Source organism: Pseudoalteromonas thalassia, from assembly GCF_049257215.1.
GTDB lineage: Bacteria > Pseudomonadota > Gammaproteobacteria > Enterobacterales > Alteromonadaceae > Pseudoalteromonas > Pseudoalteromonas lipolytica_C.
The window spans coordinates 88,436-107,748 of sequence record NZ_JBMMUE010000012.1; the positions used below are offsets into that span (position 1 = coordinate 88,436).

Below are 19,313 nucleotides of genomic sequence, written 5' to 3' on the forward strand. Positions count from 1 at the left end.
GTGCCTTTTTTATTAAGGGCGACATGCTTTTGCTGGTTTGTTTGCATTTAAGTTTAGATCAATCATCAAGCAGCGATCGTTTTCACCATCTGCTAGCTTTTCAAAAATTATAAGCGCTTTGCTAAGACCTATCTGTAGCGTACAAACATCAACGGTTTGTGCTATTTCCCCCACATCTTTGGGTATACATTGCCCCATTGTATTTATTTGCTGGGCCATGACTTTGTATGCTTTTAGGTGTGTTGTAGGAATGTCTTCAAATGCCAAAGTCCCTGCATTTCTGAGTAAATAAAAATCGCGTATAAACTCAAATAGAGTGACTCCTTTCAGCACGCGCTCAGAGTGTTGTGTTAAAGGCTTATTTATTGGACTGTCGTATAATCCTAATAGCTCGTGGAAACTGAATGAGAGTAACACGCTTCTAAAACTTTCCGGCCATTCCCTTGGTATAAAACGCCAACGCGTAAGGCCAGCGAGATGCCGCAAAGTAAACTGGTGATAGTCTTCACTATCTAGGATATCCGCAAGCCATTTCTCATCTGGATTATGCTCTGCTAAGTAACTGTATTCTTTTTCATAGGCAGGAAATAGCGTGTCAAAGCCAGCAATAGAATCAAGAAGTACGGTATCAACTTTGGCTTCACTGCCTATGATGCTGACCAATTTGTACGCCGGACGGTATGCACTTATTGAAGGAGCTTGAATGTTATAAAGGGTATTTTTTGCAGTTTTAATCAAGCTGGTGTCATTCATATGCATATGGCCGCCTATATGCAAACGTAGTCCAGTTTCCGCTAAGTTCGCTTGTGTATTGCTAGTTGGCTCTCTAGTGAGCTGAAAAGCATCGCTGCCATACAGCTCTTTAATCGATGCACTTTGTTGATCGTAAAACTCACCCATCGGAAAATGGCTAAATGCAATAAGCGTTTTATTTTGCTTTTTTGCTGCACTGACAATTTGCTTTATCCAAGTTATTAAATATGGTTTTTCAGTAAGTACTTTATTGTATCCAGCATTTCCAGAGCCTTTGAATGTAAGTTGGTTGTTTTTAAACTCAGGTAAATACACATTGGCATCTATGGCTAAAAGCCACAATCCAGCAACGGGTTCCACTAGATAACTGGTGTCGGGGAGCATTGCACAGTGTTTTTTATCCTCGCTACACTGCTGATATTGGCGTTCTGACAAGGCTGCATGATCACTGGTAAAAGGTGTTTGCCAAAGCAAATCTTGGCTACTAGGCATTAAACCAAAATCAACCATAGCCGAGACAATCTCTTGATAGCCTCCATGAGCAATGCCATCATCGCAAAACAAAGTGTCGGTCTGTGACGCTTTACAGTTTCTATGAGCTCGGCTAAAGATAGCAACTTCGCGTCCTTCATCGTTCAAAAAGTCAGACTTACCTGCCGCGGTTTTTATAGGTTTAACAGGATCATGGTTTCCTGGAATAGCAAAAAAACGCATGTCGTAGCGTTTTGTGTAATCATTTAATAATGCTTTTAGCCCCTTTAGGTGAGCGGGCTGTCCATCGTCAGTAAAATCTCCTGGCAAAGCGACTAATTTCACACCGCGTTCGGCAATATCATTTAAAGCCGCTATCAGAGCAAAGTAGTTTTCATTAAAAAGTCGCGTTGAGTGAAGCTGTGCTTTCATACTACGAATTGCAACGGGTTTGGTTTGGCTATCTAGTTTTACCCCTTTAAAGCCGCTTTGGCTAAAGTCAGCATAGATATCGTGAAAATGAACATCAGGAATAAATGCAATTTGTGTGTTTAGCTCTTTGCCATAGGTTTGAAGCGTCACAAAAAGCAGTGAAAATAGCGTAAATAATCGCATTTAAGTTACCTTGCTGAAAAAATCGGGGCGCAAAGGCCCCAATAATGTATTTAGAAATTGCCGCGTAAGCCTAATGAGAAGCGACGACCTGAGAACTCATACATAGTTGGGAAAGCCGGAGCAATAGTGTAGCCCGTTGTTTCTTCATCTGTGATATTGATCCCCTCAAGAGTGACTTTAAACATGTCGTTTATTTGATAGCCTAACGAGATATCTGTTTGACCGTAGGCATCGCGGTAAACAGGGTACATATCGCGTTCAATATACTCTACATACTTGTCTTTATAGTTGTATGAGATACGCGCATCAAAGCTGTCATTTTCGTAGTAGAAAGTAATATTGTAGGTTTCGTCAGCTAAGCCTTCTGGTGGTGTTGGAATCGCTAAATCAGAGGCACCTGTAAGTGAGTTATCAAGCGTCGTATAGTTAGCGTTAATACCGAACCCCTGTAACATTGGGTGAAAACGTGCAAATGGAATTTGTGCAATGAACTCGATACCACTTACATCGTACGAACCATCTGCATTTACTTTTTGATAAACATCAAAGTCGTAAACGCCATCCACAGTACCATTGTCATTATATTTAGTTACATCAGTAACAACACCTGTTAGAGATTCACGCACTACGCCTTCAATTTCTTTTTCGAAGTATGAAACAGCAAGTAAACCACCTTCTTCTAAATACCACTCTAGGCCGGTTTCCCATTGATCTGCATAAGTTGGTTTTAAATCAGGGTTACCATCACGGTATTTAAATTCACTTAAACTCACAGTACGTTTATAAGCAATATCCGTTAATGCAGGGCGGATAAAGGTTTCTGATGCTGCCGCGCGGAATAGTAAGTTGTCAGTAAGCTCTAAGCTAAAGTTAATGCTAGGTAGAGTTTCTTTATAGTTACCTTCTTTTGAGATAGGTGCTGGCGTATAATTTGTGCTGCCATCATTAGCTTGCACTTGGTGATATCCTGAAGAATCTACATTAGTATCAATGTAACGAACACCGGTATTTAAAGTGGCAGGTAAGGTGCCAATTTCAAATGCAAAATCAGCCATCGCATAAATGGCGGTGGTTTTTTCTGACACTTCGTAAAATTGATCTGGTGCGTAGTCAACGCCGAAACCATCGTAACGTAATTCATTACGCGCATAGCTATTTGAAATTTGACTCCAGTCTTGTTTAGACGATACGTCAGATAAATACTCACCACCTGACACTAAATCTGAAATAGTATGTATTTCGCTATCAGCTAAGGTACGTGTGCCTACCCACGATGAATCACCTGCGCTAGGGCCTGTGATTCGGTTGCTACCATAATTACGTTGTTTTGATTTATCAGTATAACGCGCACCAAACTGAACTTTTGATAATGCAGGGAAGAAATCTAGTTGAAAATGGCGGCTAAAATCGAGTTGAGCTGCATATTTGTCATCAGAGATATCTTCAAGATTTACTTCATAGTAATCAAATGTATAAGCTTCAGGAGAATTATACATATCGAATGTGTCGGGGTTATCGCTGGCAATGGTTTCACCGCCTGTTGATGTGTAACGAGTGCGAGTAGGGCCATAAGCAGTGTGCTTTAAATTAGTTGTCTCAGCTAACTTATCTGCACCACTGTAGCCAACGACACCGTAAACTTCCCAGTCACCTATCATCCAATCAAGGGTTAAGCTAAATTGCTGGTAGTCTGTATCGCTACTATTTTCTTTGCTTAAAAACTCATGCTGCGTTGCGGCATAGTTAACATCAGTTAAAACGGTAATACCATAATCTGCAAGGGTGGTGTTATCGTAACTGTTTATTTTTTCTAATGCACTGATACTTGAAGCAGAATAGGCCGCGGCATCATACTGGTCTTCATGATTATCAAAGTTACCCAGTAGCGCATCAAAAGTGAGGCTAAATTCACTGCTCGGTTTGTATTGTAGTGATAAAGTTGCGCCCCATTTTTCTTGTTCAGTTAAGTAAGCTCTGTCGCCGACTTTATTTATAAACACAACGCGGCTGGTTTCATCTTTGTCGAAGCGATCATTGATAGTGATCCCCGTATCGCGCTCTAAAACGTCAACAGTTTGGTCTGATTGCCATTGTGATGAACCTGATTTTTCTGTCCAACGTGACAGAGGACGAAAATCAATACCAGAGTTACTATCTGTTCTATTTGTACGCTCTGAATAAGCGAATGAAGCAAGCGCGCCCCAATCACCAAAGGTATTACTCGCTAAAAACGCAAACTTAGGATCGCTTTGTTCAGAGATATCGTTATATGCGCCTTCAACCGATGCCACTATTTGACGACCATCATAGTCAAATGGGCGAGCAGTCGTAATTGCAACAGAGCCTGCAATGCCGCCTTCTTCATCTGCAGCTGTTGGCGATTTTTTAACGGTGACACTTTGAATAATTTCTGACGCAAACATATCAAACTCAACATCACGGCCACCACTGCCAGAAGCTGTCGCAAGGTTGTTAATAGAAACAAAGGTAAATTCAGACGGTAAGCTACGTACATTTACTTTTTGACCTAGGCCTTTATTACGCTCAATCGTAACACCCGGCATACGCTGTAAAGCTTCTGCTAAGTTTTGTTCTGGGAAATCTGCGATATCAGACGCGACAATTGAATCTGAGAAGCCAATATTAGTGCGTTTTAAATCAATCGCTTTTTCTAAGCTTTTTATGTAGCTGCCAGTGACAACAATTTCTTCCATTGGCTCTGGGTTTTCTTCTGCGTAGGTGGGAGCAATTAATAATGAGCCAACAGCAAGCGCTAAAGGTGATAATGAAAATGCACGGTAAGTCATGAGGGTTAATTCCTGTTAAATGCAATATTTGGTTTAAATTCGCCTCTAAAGACGCTGCATTAACAAAGAAGGGGACCTATTTTTTAATGAAGCTTTCATGACACTTTTAAGTCGATAGTTACTTAAAACTGTAACGAAATGATCATCAAACTGCTGTCCCCTTTAGGCTAGCATTTACGTCATACTCAGATAAATAAGCTAGCCTTTAACTTAAATATGTCTTTACCTTCAATGACTAACGGCTTTGATAATAAGATCACAGAGCAAAGCAGAACACTTTTACAATGCTTTATAGCAAATCAAGACGCTTTAAAAGGCTTTTTTTGCAAAGCAGTGGCAGAGCGTGCTGATGCGGATGATTTATTTCAGAAGCTACTTCTCAAGGCACTTAGATCAGAACACCTAGACGTGATAGATAATCCGCTCGCATATGGTTATCGGATGGCTCAGCACTTGATAATAGATCACCACCGTGAGCAGAAAAAAACACCAGAAAGTTTAGAGCATGAGCCTCATAGTGAGGCGTTATCGCTTGAGTCAGCACTTGAATATGAGCAACGTATTGAACTTTATCAGCGCGTTTTGTCGCAAATGCCGGCATTGCGCAGAGATGTGTTTATTCGCCGCCGTATTAAAGGCCAAACACGAGCTGAGATTGCAAGTAGTTTGGGGATCTCAGAAGAAGCAGTTAAAAAACATATTTCACGGGCAATGGATATGCTGAAAAATGCCATGGCTGAGTATTTTTTAGTACATGAATGTCCCCGTCATGACAGTTAATCCGTCATATTAGTATTACCAGCAATTGAGACAACGATGAATTCTTCACACCAACATGATTATGAATCTGATAATGCGCTAGAAAAGGCTATTTGGGACGACCCTGCATTATTAGCCGCGCTTGAGCTGGTGGATGCACAACAGAATGAACAACTCGAACAGGCTAAAAAACGCCGTCGTTTAGCGCAGTATTCTTGGGGAGGCGGTGCTGTAGCAGCATGCTTTGCTATTTTCATGTGGACTTTAATGCCAGTGAATGAACAGCCGCCCATATCGTCCTCTGATCTTGTAGCTGTTCAACAATTTACTAGTGGTAAAGCACAACAAGTGAATTTGTCTGATGGTACACAGGTCGCAATGAACGTGAATACGCAACTTGAGTTCAGTGAGAATAGTCATGCTCGAAAAGCAACCTTAGCAAATGGCGAAGCATATTTTTCTGTACATCGTGATGAATCGCGCCCTTTCACAATTGATACGGGCAATGCCACGATCGAAGTTCTTGGTACTGCTTTTAATGTGGACAAAACATTGCGAGAAACATTAGTTGATGTTTTTCATGGTAAAGTTTCAGTAACCAGTTTAGATGGAACGCAGCACGTTGAATTAGTGAAAGGGCAGCGTGCCCGAGTAAGTGATTCTACAATACAGGTCTTGCAATTTAATGCCTCACAACCTGATTGGCAGCAAGGATGGTTGGACTTAGATAACGTGTCTATCAATGATGCATTATTTCAGTTAAATCGTTATAGCGAAAAACCTGTGGTATTAAGTAATGTACCAAGTGATATACATGTAAGTGGTCGCTTTGCTGTTGACGACATTCTTGGTGCTGCAAAGCTCATCGCCCAGCTAAATGCACTTGATGTAAACCAATACCCCGATAGCATTGAGCTAAGTAAAAAGGCTGAAAACTGACATGATGTTGTCATAAACCTTTCATTGAAAATAGGCACAATATTTTCCTCTAGCAATGAGGATGTAAGTTAATGTGGCGTATTTTCTGCTGTGTTTTGATGCTGTTTGGTTTGTATGCCAAGCAGCTGTTTGCTGCACAAAGCACTCTAAAAACAGCGCTTAATGATCTGGCTGAACAGTACCAAGTTGCAATTATTTATCCAGACAACCTAATAAGCTCAGTTATCTTAAACTCAGCTACGTTACCTAGAACAGTTAGTCTAGAGGCAAGCCTTGATGCCCTGTTGCTAAAACATGGCTTTATTTGGCAACAAACATCATCGGGCATTATTATTTCCAAACCAAGCCAGACACAACATCACTCACTGTCACAGCCCTATATAGAGGAGGTGACAGTGAAAGGTGATAAAAACAATCAGGCTTCTTCTGTGGTTTATGCTCGCGATTACCAACAAAGTGCCGATTATGCGCAGCAGCAAAAACAAAACTACATTGGCGAAGCTGACTTTGCTAGCGGCACAATGCTTTCTCTTCTACCTGCTGAAAATTTGGCTGAAGCACTACAAGCAATTCCAGGGGTAAGTATTTCAAGAGACCGCGGAGAAGCACTTAACATTAATGCGATGGGACTAGGCCCTGAGTATCAATTAACCTTGTTAAATGGGCACAGATTAGCAAATACTGAAAACGTTCGTAACTCGAATCAATATGGTCAGCAGTATCGTTTTGATACATTCAGCGCCGAGCTTTTTTCCAATATTGCCGTATATAAACTCGCTGATGCAAGGTTACCTAGCGGAGCAGCTGGAGCGACAGTCAACTTGAACAGTGATGATCCGCTTTCATTTGATGATGATCACCTAAAAGTAACCTTAACCAGTGCAGCCCTTGCAGGTGAGCGTAACTTTCAACCAAGCTTTGGTTTAGTTGCCAATACTATTTCAGCTGACAATAAGTTAGCTGCTGTCGTTAAGTTTAATTACGAAAACCGCTTACAAAGGCAATTTCAATTTGAAACGTGGCATTGGGGAGATAATGGTGGAGCACCAGCAGCATATCAGTGGCAAGGGCTTGAAAATAATAGCTTAGTTCCCACCGATACGTTAGCACTTACTATCGAACATGAAGATAGAACTCGTGCAAGTTATTACACAAATATTGCTTGGCAGCCTAATCAGCGATTTGAATTAAATACACTTTGGCTTCGTTCAGACACCGATTTTACCTACGATGAGCACCGGCTCTCAATTAATCCATCAAGTGATGATGCAACAGCCATATTAGGTGAGCATCAAAACAGTATTCAAACAGTGCAATTTAATGCGGCAAAAAGTAAATCTTCACGCGAAGAATCAGGCCTTTACTACCATACGCAAACCTTGCAAATATTACCTACATGGTACGCAAAAGATGGCAGCCACTGGCAAATAAGTCCGTTTTACAGCCACAGTGAATCGTTGAGTGAAACGCAAACCCCAATCACCCGAACTCATGTTGAATTAAAAGCTGTACCTGCAGAGATTTCTATTTCAGGAAAAAAGCTGGCCTACTATGAATTGGACAGTAATTTAGCGCTTGTTGATAGTTACTCACAGTTATCACAATTAAGCCGCCGCCAGATTGAAGTAAACGATGAAGTAACAGAATGGGGGATAGATGGCACTTGGCAAATATCATCTATTTGGGGGTTGTCGAGTTTACAGTTTGGCGCAGTAAAGTCTACGCACTCTCATCAGTATCTTCGTCAAGATGTAAGTTTATCGCAAACACAGTTAACTGATTTACCAGCGCTTGATGGCCGTTGGTTAGAGCCATTAAATACGGCATTTGAAGCCGATTTTCTGTCACACCCTACACAAGCTTGGCTGATCCCAAAACGTGACCTTTTACAGTTGTATGATATTGATTTACCTTTTGCCGAGCGGCAAGCCAATGATTTTTTAAATAGTTATGAAACCGAATTTACTGCCTATGAAAGCTATATTCACAGTGTATGGCAAATACCAGAACTTAAAAGCTTAACGACGGCTTTTGGACTCAGACACAGCCATGTAAAAAGTAAAACATTAGGGCATCAGCTTAATGAGAATAGCCAATTAGAAAAGCTTTCTGAGCAGGTTAATATTTCTACTTGGTTACCTTCTTTGAATTTCAAATGGCAGTTGTCTGAGCAATGGCTTGCTCGCTTAGGTTATAGCCGTGCAGTGAATCGGCCTAACTATTCTGATTTAAACCCTAAACTACATGTTAATTCTGGCGGTTTACCCTATGCCGAATTAGGAAATCCAGCTTTAGAGCCTGTAGTAGCCAACACCACAAGCCTATCTTTCAGTTGGTCAGGGGAAGAGAGTAGTTTGCAATTGATGGCCTTTAATCATCAGCTCGATAACTTTATTGTTGAACAAATCAAAAACGTAACCTATCAACAGCAGCAATACCCTGCTTTACAGGCCAATAATGATGGGCAAGCAGCAATTAGTGGGCTGCAATTTAGTACTGACTTGAAACTACCCGTGTTATCAAATGCTCTACTGCAAAGTCGAATGATATCGAGTGTTAGTCAGTTATTGGACGCCAAATTAACGGCGGAGCAAATCGACAACACAGATATCGAAGGGGTATCTGAATTAACTGCAAATCTGCGTTTACTGTTTAATGCAAAGAAATGGCAAAGCGCAGTTAACATGAATTACCGGAGTGATTTTTTAGAGCAACGAGACTTATCGAATAATGCAGATGTTTATGTCGATGATTTTACAAGTGTAGACCTAAGTTACAGTTGGTTTTTCTCTGATTTAGTTGCATTGCGGTTTGATATTTTTAATGCCACAGATAAGAGCCTAGTTAGAGAGGTGCAAACAAACGACGCCTCATCACTTATGAAAGTCGAGCAATTTGGTCGCCGCTTTGTACTGAGTCTTTCATTAACCCTATGAATGATCATCAAAGCATCATATGGATGAATAACGTTGTCTATTAATAAAAAAGCCCGCAGGGCAAAGTGCGGGCTTTTGAGCTATCCAAAAAAGAAAGTGTTAAGACACAATCCCTAATGGCTTACCTGTTTGCCAAGCGCCACGGGTAAAGTCTGGAATCGTTTTGCTGTTACTTCTATCTGCAACCGATGCCATGCTTTGCGGGAAGATGGATGACCATGCTGCGGCATCGTATACATCTTGATCGAGTGGCTCATTATTGCGTAAGCAGTAGATCATGCGCCACAGCATAATGAAGTCCATACCGCCGTGGCCGCCGTTCTTAACCGCTTCTTCACCCATGCGTCTCCACAGAGGATGATCAAATTCGGCACGCCATTTTTCCATATCTTGATCCCAGCTATGGAAGTTTTGCATATATGGTTTACGGCCTTGCGAACCCGCTTTTTCCCATGCAGCTAACTCAGCTTCATATTGTTTTTGATACACTTTTGCAATCGCTGGTGGTACATCTTCAAGGGCAATACGATTCGGGAAACCAGCAAAAGTACCATTAGTCCCTTGAATTAGATTATGACGGCTGTAAGGGCGAGGGCTAGTGGTATCGTGCTGTACCATAATGCTACGACCTTTCACTGTTTTAATAATACTGGTGTTCATATCGCCAGCAACAAACTTAAGCGAACGTCGTTCGTGACCTGCTGGAAATTCACGTTCAGCATAGGCTGCGCGGCCAAGTGCAGGTGAACTGACTGATGTAACAAAGTCAAAACGGTCACCACGGTTGATGTTCATATACTGGGCAACCGGGCCTAAACCATGGGTTGGGTATAAGTTACCGTTTACTTTGGTATGCCAATAAGTACGCCATGAGCCGGTGCTACGGTCAATCTCTTTCATTTGCCAGCGTAGATCATGAATATAAGCCGCTTCACCATGCAGTAATTCACCAAATATACCTTTGCGAACCATGTTTAAAACCATTAACTCATCGCGACCATAGTTAACGTTTTCCATCATCATGCAGTTCTTTTGTGTGCGCTCTGCAGTATTAACTAACTGCCAGCACTCTTCCATGGTGGTTGCTGCAGGTACTTCTACAAAGGCATGTTTACCGCTTTCCATGGTTTCAACACTCATCGGTGTATGCCATTGCCACGGTGTTGAAATGATCACAATATCAATATCTTGTCGAGCCAGCATGTCTAAATAAGCTTTATCAGAACCAGTATAAGCCGTTGGTTTAGGCAAGCCTTTTTCAACAACATAGTTAACTGACTTATCTAACATCACCTGATCGGTGTCACAAATAGCTTTAATTTCAACACCGTCGATATGGCAAAGGTGTTTAACATGGCCGCTACCACGTTGACCAACACCAATAAAACCAACACGCACTACATCCATCGCTGGCACAGCTAAGCCCATTACGCTTTTACCTTGTGCGGCCAGCGTCGGTTGTTGATTGTCACCTTGTTGGCTTTTCGCACAGCCAGTCACGACTGTCGCAGCAGTGATTGCTGCGGCAGATTTTAAGAAACTACGTCTATCAATTGTCATAACGATACCTAATTCACTGAGATTATTTTTTAATATGGGTTTCAGTTCTTTCTGTTATATCTCAACTTAAAGCTAATTACAATGAATTAGGTTTCACAAACTTTCGATTTTAATCTTTTTAGCGAATTTATCAGGGTTTTATTGATTTTTAGCCATCCATAACGTTTGCTTTTCATCTTTCGTTGTCTTTCATTTTATTGCGAAGTGTTTCGTTGTGTGATACCGTAATTTCAAATCACGTATTTAACATTAGTGCAAGCTGCTTGGAGAAAACACCATGAATGCATTGAAAACAATTATTAACAATAACCGAGCAGGTCAAGCGCAGGGGATTTATTCTGTGTGCTGTGCGCACCCGCTCGTAATTGAAGCTGCGATGCTGCAAGCAATAAAAGATGACTCTGAGTTATTGATTGAAGCAACTGCGAATCAGGTTAATCAATTTGGTGGCTACACGGGCATGCAGCCAAAAGACTTTGTTGAATTTGTTCATGAAATTGCGGACAAAGTAGGATTAGATAAACACCGTATTATTTTGGGTGGTGACCATCTAGGGCCTGTTTGCTGGGTTAATGAGCCTGCAGAACAAGCGATGCAAAAAGCCGTTGATTTAGTTAAAGCTTACGCAAGTGCGGGTTTTAAGAAGATTCATCTTGATGCCAGTATGCCATGTAGCGATGATGAAGTGTGTTTAGCCGATGCTGAAATCGCTAAGCGTGCAGCACTAATGTGCCAAGCAGCTGAGTCTGTATGCCAAGAGCAAGATATTTTATATGTGGTGGGAACTGAAGTTCCTCCACCCGGTGGTGCAAAAGAAGATCTTGAAGTGATCGAAGTAACGCATGTTGAGGGTGTACAACAAACGATAAAGTTACATCAAGATGCTTTTAATGAATTAAATATCGCTGATGTTTGGTCTCGCGTAATTGCGGTTGTTGTTCAACCGGGTGTTGAATTTGATAATCATCAGGTTTTTGATTACCAACGAAGTGAAGCACAACAACTGAAAGAGTTTATCACCAATGTTGATAATCTTGTTTATGAAGCTCACTCGACAGATTATCAACCAGATCATTGTTACCACGAGTTGGTTCAAGATCATTTTGCTATTTTGAAAGTAGGGCCACAGCTAACCTACGCATTACGTGAAGGGTTATTCGCATTATCGTACATTGAAGATCAACTTATTGAACCGTCGCGCCGTTCTAATATTCGCGCAGTTTGCGAGCGAGTTATGCTCGAAAAGCCAGGTTATTGGAATAAGTTTTATCCGACTGACGAGCCAGAAGCGGCAATTTATCGTGCATATAGCTATAGTGATCGTATTCGTTATTACTGGCCTGAAGATGAAATTAAGTACGCTGTAGAAACCTTATTTGCGAACCTAGAAGCGCAGATCATTCCACAAACGTTACTCAGTCAATTTATGCCAATGCAATATAAAGCATTAATCAAAAGAGAAATTACCTCGTTACCGCGAGAGTTAGTGATCAATAAAATAATGGAAGTAACGAATACCTATTCGCTTGCTTGTAATCAATAAGTTATGTGAGAGAGAATGAATGATGACGCAATTTTTATCATTAGATGTAGCCGATCTTAAGCAACAAAATGCTTATTGGACAGCAAAAGAAATAAGCCAGCAACCAGAATCATGGTGTAATACAGCTGCTATTGTTGAAAACCACCGTACAGAAATTAAAAACTTTTTAGCCCCAATCCTTGCACTGAAGAAACTGCAAATTGTATTAACAGGTGCAGGAACATCGGCGTATGTGGGTGAAGCGCTTGCTCCTCACTTAACTGCAAAAACAGACCTTGATGTACGTGCAATAAGTACCACTGATATTGTTTCTAATCCTTTGGGTTATTTGCAAAAAACCACGCCTACTTTGTTGGTATCTTATGCGCGCTCGGGTAATAGCCCTGAAAGTGTCGCTGCGGTCGATTTGGCCGATGAAGTGCTTGATCAATGTTATCACTTAGTGATTACCTGTAATGAACAAGGGGAGCTGGCAAAACGAGCTAATAATCAAGAGAATAGTTTTTGCCTATTAATGCCTAAAGAAACGCTTGATGAAAGCTTTGCAATGACTAGCAGCTTTTCTTCAATGCTAATTTCTACCTTGTGTATTTTTACGCCCGATGTGAATCAATTGGCGCATTTAGCAACACAAACTGAGCAGCTTATTGAAACGCAATTGCAGAGTATTAAAGCATTTGCAGATTCAGATATGGAACGACTGGTTATTTTAGGGGCTGGCTCGTTATTAGGCTATGCAAAAGAAGCTGCATTGAAATGTTTAGAGTTAACTAATGGCGACTTAATCAGCTATTTTGAAACACCACTTGGTTTTCGTCATGGCCCTAAAACAATTATTAATGACAAAACAGCCGTGTTGTTAATGTCATCAAGTGATAAGTACAGCAGCCTTTATGATACGGACCTATACAATGAGCTAGTCAATGACCAGCAATGTTCAGCGGTAAAAAAATTAACAGTCGATAGTGAACTGGTCGAGCTAGATGATGTTTGGCAAGGCTTGTATTATATTGTCTATTGTCAGATTTTTGCATTTTTCAAATCAATTTCACTCGGTTTAACACCTGACAACCCTTGTCCTACGGGCGAAGTTAACCGTGTTGTAAAAGGGGTAACTATTTACCCATTAACTTCTCGCTAAGCGACGTTGGGTAGAATATGGCTGTTTATGGACTCGATATTGGCGGAACGAAGATAGAAACCGCTATTTTTAATGATATTTTAGAGCAACAGCAGAGTTGGCGAATTTCGACGCCAACTCAAAATTATCAGGAGTTTTTAGAAGCAATTCATCAGCAAGTGTTAAAGGCTGATCAACTCAGTGGTTGCAAAGGGGCAGTTGGCATTGGTATGCCAGGAATCGTAAATGATGATGGTAAAGTTTTATCGGCAAACGTGCCTTGTGCATCTGGTCGAGTTATTGCTAATGACTTGCAAGCATTATTACAACGACCTGTCGCCATACTGAATGACACCCGCTGTTTTGCTTTATCTGAAGCCAATGGCGGAGCCGGCGAAGGGTATAGCCGTGTTTTTGGTGCTATTGTTGGCACTGGCGCTGCAGGTGGCATGTGTATTAATGGCGAGCTGTTCAATCAAGGGCTAGGTATGTCGGGCGAATATGGTCATTTACCACTTTCTGCCTATCTACAACAAAAATACCAACTGCCGGTTTTAAAATGTGGCTGTGGTTTGAATGGCTGTGTTGAGAGTTATATCGCAGGGCCGGGTGTGCAGACGCTTTATAAGCATATTACTCAATCTCCTAAGTCAGCGATTGAGTGGGCTAACGATATTAAGCGTGGCGATGAGCAAGCACTGGCCGTGCTCGGGTGTTATTTAGATATTCTTGGCGAGACCTTTGCGGCCGTCAGTAAAAGTCTTCATCCCGAAGTTATAGTATTAGGGGGTGGCTTGTCTTTAATTGACGCTATCGTTGAAAAACTCCCTGATGCGATTCAGTCGCACCTGTTTTCTGGTTTTACAGTTCCAGAGGTAAAACGGGCAAAATTTGGTGATTCTAGCGGCGTAAGAGGCGCTGCAATAATAGGAAGTGTTCATGCTATTTCCTCAACATCTTGATTGTTATTACTTAAAAGCTGCTAAGGTGATCACAGCCGAGGCAGTGTTAAATCATCATGCTGTGCTTGTAAAACACGGTAAAATTATGGCTATTACTGAAAATTGCGAGCCAGGTATTGAGATTATTGATTTAGGGGATCAGAGTATATTTCCGGGCTTTATCGATTTGCATATTCATGGTCGGGAAGGCTGCGATATTATGGACGGCACCCCAGAATCTCTAGAGACCATTTCTCGCTCTTTAGCTAAGCATGGTGTTACCGGTTTTGTCGGCACAACAGTGACCGCAGATTGGGACGTATCAATACAAGCTTATAAAAATATGGCGAGTGCCTACCAAAAAGGCCTGACTGGTGCACAGCTACTTGGTGCTTATAACGAAGGATTATTCTTCGCTGAAGCGCATAAGGGAGCACACAATGAGTCATTCTTTTTAGAGCTTACAAAGCAGCGTTTTGATGAGGTTTATGCTGCTTGCGATGGCTGTTTAACCTCTTTTGCATTGGCGCCAGAGTTACTTGAATCGCCCGACATGATCCGCTATATCACCGACAAGGGAGTGCGGGTAATGCTAGGCCATACTGATGCCAGTTTTGATCAAACGACACAAGCACTAGAGCATGGTGCATGTGGCGGGGTACATATTTTTAATGGTATGCGCGGTATTCATCATCGTGATCCCGGTTGTACCGGCGCACTGCTGATGGACAACGATGCAATGGTTGAGCTTATTCCGGATGGAATTCATTTGCATCCGAGCATAATGAACATGGTTTATCGTTTAAAAGGGGCAGATAAAATAGCTCTTATTACAGACTGTGTCAGCGCGGGTGGCTTACAAGATGGTCGTTATAGATTAGGTGAGCTTCCTATTTTGGTTGAACAAGGTGTTGCGCGAACCGAAAGTGGCTCTTTAGCAGGCAGTACATTAACGATGGAAGTGGGCGTTGAACGTTTCTATAACTTAACCGACGCAAGCTTAGTTGAAGCGACTAATATGGCCAGTTTAGTCCCGGCTGAATTTTTAAATAAAGCCGACTCTATCGGAAGTATTGCTGTAGGAAAAGTGGCAAATTTTGCTGTGCTCGACAACAGCTTTACTGTTCGTGCAACCATCTGTGCTGGTAAGCAAATATACGAGAACTAACATACACGAATGCAGGCAAAAGTGTTTGATGCCATTGTTATTGGCAGCGGTATTACTGGCGGCTGGGCTGCTAAAGAACTGACCGAAAAAGGCCTTAACGTGCTGTTACTTGAGCGCGGCAGGCAGGTTGTGCATGGAAGCGATTATACAACGGCTTTTAAAGAAGACTGGCAACTGCCATTTCGTGACAGACCCAGCCTGCTAGAAAAGCGGAATCAAGCTAAACAAGCGCGCACTGGCTATGCTACTAAGCAATCAATAAAACATTGGTTTGTGAATGATTTGCAGCATCCTTACCGAGAAACGCAGCGATTTGATTGGATCAGAGGCTATCATTTAGGCGGGCGTTCATTAACTTGGGGACGTCAGTGTTTACGCCTCAGCGATCTTGATTTTGCTGCTAACAAACAAGATGGCCACGGCATTGATTGGCCTGTTCGCTATCAAGATATTGCGCCTTGGTACGATAAAGTCGAAGCTTACATCGGGGTTATTGGTGAAGCACTTAATTTACCGCAATTACCCGATGGCCCCTTTTTACCGCCTTTCCAACTCAATGCCGTAGAGCAGCATCTAAAACGCAGTTTATTAAATCATTATAAAAACCGTCATGTAACGATAGGGCGTGTCGCCCATTTAACACAGGCAAAACCTGAGCAAGGTCGTGCCCCATGCACCAAGCGCAACCGCTGTATGCGAGGTTGCCCAACCGGTAGTTATTTTAGTAGTTTAGCCTCGACCTTGCCTGCTGCAATGCGTACTGGGCGACTCACCATTCAGACTCACTCCATTGCCAAAGAGATTATTTACAACCCAGAAACTAGGCAAGCCACAGGTGTGAAAGTGATTGATGCTGAATCTAAAAAAGAGCGTATCGAACGGGCGAATATTATTTTTTGCTGTGCATCAACTGTGGCAACAACAGCCTTGTTATTAAATTCAACTTCTACACGTTTTCCTAATGGCTTAGGGAATGATAGTGGAGAGCTTGGTCATAACCTAATGGATCATCATTTTCGGGTTGGCGCCACGGGTGAGCCGAAAGGCTTTGCTGATGATTATAATGATGGCGATAGACCCGTTGGCTTTCATATCCCACGTTTTCGAAACCTTGATGATAAAGAGCAACATAACTTTATTCGTGGCTATGGTTATCAAGGGTACGCGACACGTAAAGATTGGCGACGCGGTTTTAAAGAGCTCAGTTTTGGCAAGGCCTTTCGTGAAGAGCTTGCCAAACCAGGGCCTTGGCAAGTTGCTTTGATAGGTTTTGGGGAATGTCTGCCTTATCATCACAATAAAATGAGCTTAGACCCTGTATTAAAAGATGAGTGGGGGCTGCCATTAGTTAATTTTGATTGTCAGTTTGGTGAAAACGAGCTGCGTATGCGAGAAGATATGAAAGCACAGGCAGTTGAGATGCTAACAAAGGCCGGTTACCAGAACGTGCAACCCTATGATAAGGGATCTGCACCGGGACAAGCGATCCATGAAATGGGCACTGCCCGTATGGGGCAAGATCCTAAAACCTCTGTTCTTAATCGCTATAACCAAATTCATAGTGTGCGTAATGTCTATGTTACTGATGGCTCATTTATGTGCTCATCAGCTTATCAAAACCCCTCTCTAACCTATATGGCATTTACTGCTAGAGCGGCGGATCATGCCGTTAAGCATTATCACAATGGAGTGTTTAATGGCTGATCTACAAAGGCGACAGGCTATTAAATATTTATCGGCATTATTAGGTGTTGCTATTACGCCAGTGGCCGCTACTCAGTTGTTTGATAAAATGGATGACAGCCATTTTGAGGTGCTAAAAGAAGCGGCGCATCGGGATGTCGTCACGCAGATGCAAGCGGTTATTTTAGAGTTAGACCCCGCCGAACAGCTATATTTTGATTTAGTGGCTTTTACAGATTTGATGTTGGCTAACACTGTCACGGCTACTGAACGGATGCAGTGTTTACAAGGCGCTGAATTAATTGCGCAGGGTAATTCCTGTGCACCACAGCTGGCTAACAAATTAAAACGCTTGTTTGCTATCAGTGAACAGCAGTATCAGCAAGTAATTGAGCTGCAAGGGGTACCGATTTCACAGGTAACTCCAGCTAAGCATGAAGAATACTTAATGTATAAGTGTATCTTCACCGTACGCGAGTTTTTATTATTAGGGTATTTTACATCAGAGAAAATAGCAGGCTCTGCTTAGTGGCATCGCCTGCGAACGATTTATTTACGCCAACTTGTTAGCTTGTGACCAATCAATGCGTAATAAAGAATAAATCCATAACAAGGTAATAATAATAAGTATGCTTGCTGAGCATTCCCTGTAAATTCTGCAAACACACCATATACAAGCGGCAGTAATGCTCCACCAGAAATCCCCATGATTAATAGTGCGGCACCCGTTTGGGTTTTACTCCCCAAGTTTGCCAGCGCCATAGGCCAAATAGTGGGCCAAACCAGCGCATTTGATAAGCCAAGCAGGGCTACAAATAATACCGTATCAGGGAAACTGTTATCAGCGAGCCAAAATAGTAAAATATTAGAGAGTGCTGTTTGTTGCGTGTCTACAAAAATAATACCGAGTGAAAATACGCAGCCACTCAATGCTGAGAATAGCAGGGCTTGTTGCTGAGTAAAAAAGCGCGGAATAAGCAAAATCCCTAATACATAGCCTAGCACCATAAAACCCATGGTGTAAGAGGTGAGTTCAGCAAACTGTAGAATGCCTTGCTCCTTACCATATAGACCTATGGTATCACCGGCGATAACTTCAGCACCGATATAAAAAAATAAAGCAATCACACCTAAAATTAAGTTTGGAAATTGCAAAATAGATTGCTCTTCGCTGCTACTAATTGCTTGAGGTTGTTCAATATCAGGTAATGGAGCAAACATAATTAACGCAGCTAAAATTGCCAGTGAAATCGCCATAGCCATGTAAGGGCTAATTAAGCGGTTTGCTAATTCTTGTAATTGAAGTTGTTTTTGAAGGTCACTGAGTTGTGCCAAGGCTTCAGGGCTAAAGTTGGCAATATCACTGAACACGATGGCAGAGAAAAGTAATGGAGCAACTACACCTGCACTTTTGTTCAAAATACCCATGATACTAATGCGCACCGCCGCTGTATCTTTTGACCCTAGCAACACAATATACGGGTTAGCAGCTGTTTGTAGTAAGGTCAGACCGCTCCCTAATGTAAACAAGGCGACTAAAAATAACCAATAGGCTTGTGTTTGTGCTGCCGGTATAAATAATAAGGCGCCCAAAGCCATGATGGCCAAGCCAAATGACATACCATGCTTATAGCTGAATGCCTGTAAAATTTTCGCGCTGGGTAATGCCATTACCGTATAGGCAATATAAAATACCAGTGTGACCATATAGGCTTCGATGTGATTGAGATCACAGACCATTTGTAAAAATGGGATCAAAGAGCCATTAAGCCAAGTAATAAAGCCGAATAAAAAGAACAGTCCGCCAATAATCACCATTGGAAGAAGCTGGCTGCGAGCGATATATTGTGGCTGAGCTATGAGTGAACTTTTTGTTGTCATTTTTTCACCAAGGTGGTTTTTTTTATTCACTATAAAACAAAATTCGTAAGTTTTGAAAGTTTTATTTTATTTCGAAACTAATTTTAGCTTTACAACCGTAAAGTGTGTAGTATTGATGTATTACTTTGAAAGCAGTT

At 41.8% G+C, this 19,313-nt stretch carries 13 protein-coding genes; 9 read left to right on the forward strand and 4 right to left on the reverse strand.

Annotated features, from left to right (window positions below):
• Nucleotides 1–12: 12 nt before the first annotated feature.
• Nucleotides 13–1,839 (reverse strand): metallophosphoesterase family protein, encoded by a 1,827-nt coding sequence (locus AAEU31_RS14625; RefSeq protein WP_421967589.1) that lies wholly within the window; start codon nucleotides 1,837–1,839, stop codon nucleotides 13–15.
• Between the two features lie 50 nt (nucleotides 1,840–1,889).
• Complete coding sequence (locus AAEU31_RS14630; RefSeq protein WP_062566515.1) at nucleotides 1,890–4,646, reverse strand: TonB-dependent receptor; 2,757 nt, start codon at nucleotides 4,644–4,646, stop codon at nucleotides 1,890–1,892.
• A gap of 216 nt (nucleotides 4,647–4,862) precedes the next feature.
• On the opposite strand from AAEU31_RS14630, the gene AAEU31_RS14635 reads away from it, so the two are divergent.
• From AAEU31_RS14635 to AAEU31_RS14645, 3 genes are all read left to right on the forward strand, one after another.
• Complete coding sequence (locus AAEU31_RS14635; RefSeq protein WP_281546888.1) at nucleotides 4,863–5,426, forward strand: RNA polymerase sigma factor; 564 nt, start codon at nucleotides 4,863–4,865, stop codon at nucleotides 5,424–5,426.
• A 36-nt stretch (nucleotides 5,427–5,462) separates the two neighbouring features.
• On the forward strand, nucleotides 5,463–6,344 hold the full coding sequence (locus tag AAEU31_RS14640) for a FecR family protein (RefSeq protein ID WP_253039738.1): 882 nt from the start codon (nucleotides 5,463–5,465) through the stop codon (nucleotides 6,342–6,344).
• 71 nt (nucleotides 6,345–6,415) lie between these two features.
• A complete protein-coding gene (locus AAEU31_RS14645; protein ID WP_421967590.1) occupies nucleotides 6,416–9,280 on the forward strand; it encodes a TonB-dependent receptor in 2,865 nt (954 codons plus the stop codon).
• 99 nt (nucleotides 9,281–9,379) lie between these two features.
• Here the strand turns inward: AAEU31_RS14645 and AAEU31_RS14650 are convergent, their stop codons facing one another.
• On the reverse strand, nucleotides 9,380–10,840 hold the full coding sequence (locus AAEU31_RS14650) for a Gfo/Idh/MocA family protein (RefSeq protein ID WP_199526650.1): 1,461 nt from the start codon (nucleotides 10,838–10,840) through the stop codon (nucleotides 9,380–9,382).
• Nucleotides 10,841–11,117: 277 nt separating this feature from the next.
• Between AAEU31_RS14650 and AAEU31_RS14655 the strand changes: the two genes are divergently transcribed.
• Genes AAEU31_RS14655 through AAEU31_RS14680 form a run of 6 tightly spaced genes read left to right on the forward strand, consistent with a single transcriptional unit; the run spans nucleotide 11,118 to nucleotide 17,824 of the window.
• A complete protein-coding gene (locus tag AAEU31_RS14655; protein WP_421967591.1) occupies nucleotides 11,118–12,383 on the forward strand; it encodes a D-tagatose-bisphosphate aldolase, class II, non-catalytic subunit in 1,266 nt (421 codons plus the stop codon).
• A 19-nt stretch (nucleotides 12,384–12,402) separates the two neighbouring features.
• Nucleotides 12,403–13,524 carry an SIS domain-containing protein gene (locus AAEU31_RS14660; protein ID WP_235403649.1) on the forward strand — a complete coding sequence of 374 codons (1,122 nt, stop codon included), beginning with the start codon at nucleotides 12,403–12,405 and terminating at the stop codon, nucleotides 13,522–13,524.
• Nucleotides 13,525–13,541: 17 nt separating this feature from the next.
• On the forward strand, nucleotides 13,542–14,465 hold the full coding sequence (locus AAEU31_RS14665; RefSeq protein ID WP_138556753.1) for an ROK family protein: 924 nt from the start codon (nucleotides 13,542–13,544) through the stop codon (nucleotides 14,463–14,465).
• A complete protein-coding gene (gene nagA / locus AAEU31_RS14670; RefSeq protein WP_421967592.1) occupies nucleotides 14,443–15,612 on the forward strand; it encodes an N-acetylglucosamine-6-phosphate deacetylase in 1,170 nt (389 codons plus the stop codon). The genes AAEU31_RS14665 and nagA overlap by 23 nt, the downstream gene beginning before the upstream one ends.
• 9 nt (nucleotides 15,613–15,621) lie before the next feature.
• Entirely contained in the window at nucleotides 15,622–17,316 is a 1,695-nt protein-coding gene (locus tag AAEU31_RS14675) for an FAD-dependent oxidoreductase (RefSeq protein ID WP_421967593.1), read from the forward strand.
• A complete protein-coding gene (locus tag AAEU31_RS14680; protein ID WP_421967594.1) occupies nucleotides 17,309–17,824 on the forward strand; it encodes a hypothetical protein in 516 nt (171 codons plus the stop codon). The genes AAEU31_RS14675 and AAEU31_RS14680 overlap by 8 nt, the downstream gene beginning before the upstream one ends.
• Before the next feature lie 20 nt (nucleotides 17,825–17,844).
• Here the strand turns inward: AAEU31_RS14680 and AAEU31_RS14685 are convergent, their stop codons facing one another.
• Entirely contained in the window at nucleotides 17,845–19,176 is a 1,332-nt protein-coding gene (locus AAEU31_RS14685) for a sugar MFS transporter (protein ID WP_421967595.1), read from the reverse strand.
• Nucleotides 19,177–19,313 lie beyond the last annotated feature (137 nt).

Excerpts from the sequence above, each read along its gene's own strand:
- AAEU31_RS14625 (WP_421967589.1), bottom strand. The coding sequence starts at position 1,839 with ATGCGATTATTTACGCTATTTTCACTGCTTTTTGTGACGCTTCAAACC.
- AAEU31_RS14675 (WP_421967593.1), top strand. The coding sequence starts at position 15,622 with ATGCAGGCAAAAGTGTTTGATGCCATTGTTATTGGCAGCGGTATTACT.
- AAEU31_RS14650 (WP_199526650.1), bottom strand. The coding sequence starts at position 10,840 with ATGACAATTGATAGACGTAGTTTCTTAAAATCTGCCGCAGCAATCACT.
- AAEU31_RS14685 (WP_421967595.1), bottom strand. The coding sequence starts at position 19,176 with ATGACAACAAAAAGTTCACTCATAGCTCAGCCACAATATATCGCTCGC.
- AAEU31_RS14630 (WP_062566515.1), bottom strand. The coding sequence starts at position 4,646 with ATGACTTACCGTGCATTTTCATTATCACCTTTAGCGCTTGCTGTTGGC.
- AAEU31_RS14680 (WP_421967594.1), top strand. The coding sequence starts at position 17,309 with ATGGCTGATCTACAAAGGCGACAGGCTATTAAATATTTATCGGCATTA.
- AAEU31_RS14635 (WP_281546888.1), top strand. The coding sequence starts at position 4,863 with ATGTCTTTACCTTCAATGACTAACGGCTTTGATAATAAGATCACAGAG.
- AAEU31_RS14660 (WP_235403649.1), top strand. The coding sequence starts at position 12,403 with ATGATGACGCAATTTTTATCATTAGATGTAGCCGATCTTAAGCAACAA.
- AAEU31_RS14645 (WP_421967590.1), top strand. The coding sequence starts at position 6,416 with ATGTGGCGTATTTTCTGCTGTGTTTTGATGCTGTTTGGTTTGTATGCC.
- AAEU31_RS14640 (WP_253039738.1), top strand. The coding sequence starts at position 5,463 with ATGAATTCTTCACACCAACATGATTATGAATCTGATAATGCGCTAGAA.
- AAEU31_RS14665 (WP_138556753.1), top strand. The coding sequence starts at position 13,542 with ATGGCTGTTTATGGACTCGATATTGGCGGAACGAAGATAGAAACCGCT.
- nagA (WP_421967592.1), top strand. The coding sequence starts at position 14,443 with ATGCTATTTCCTCAACATCTTGATTGTTATTACTTAAAAGCTGCTAAG.
- AAEU31_RS14655 (WP_421967591.1), top strand. The coding sequence starts at position 11,118 with ATGAATGCATTGAAAACAATTATTAACAATAACCGAGCAGGTCAAGCG.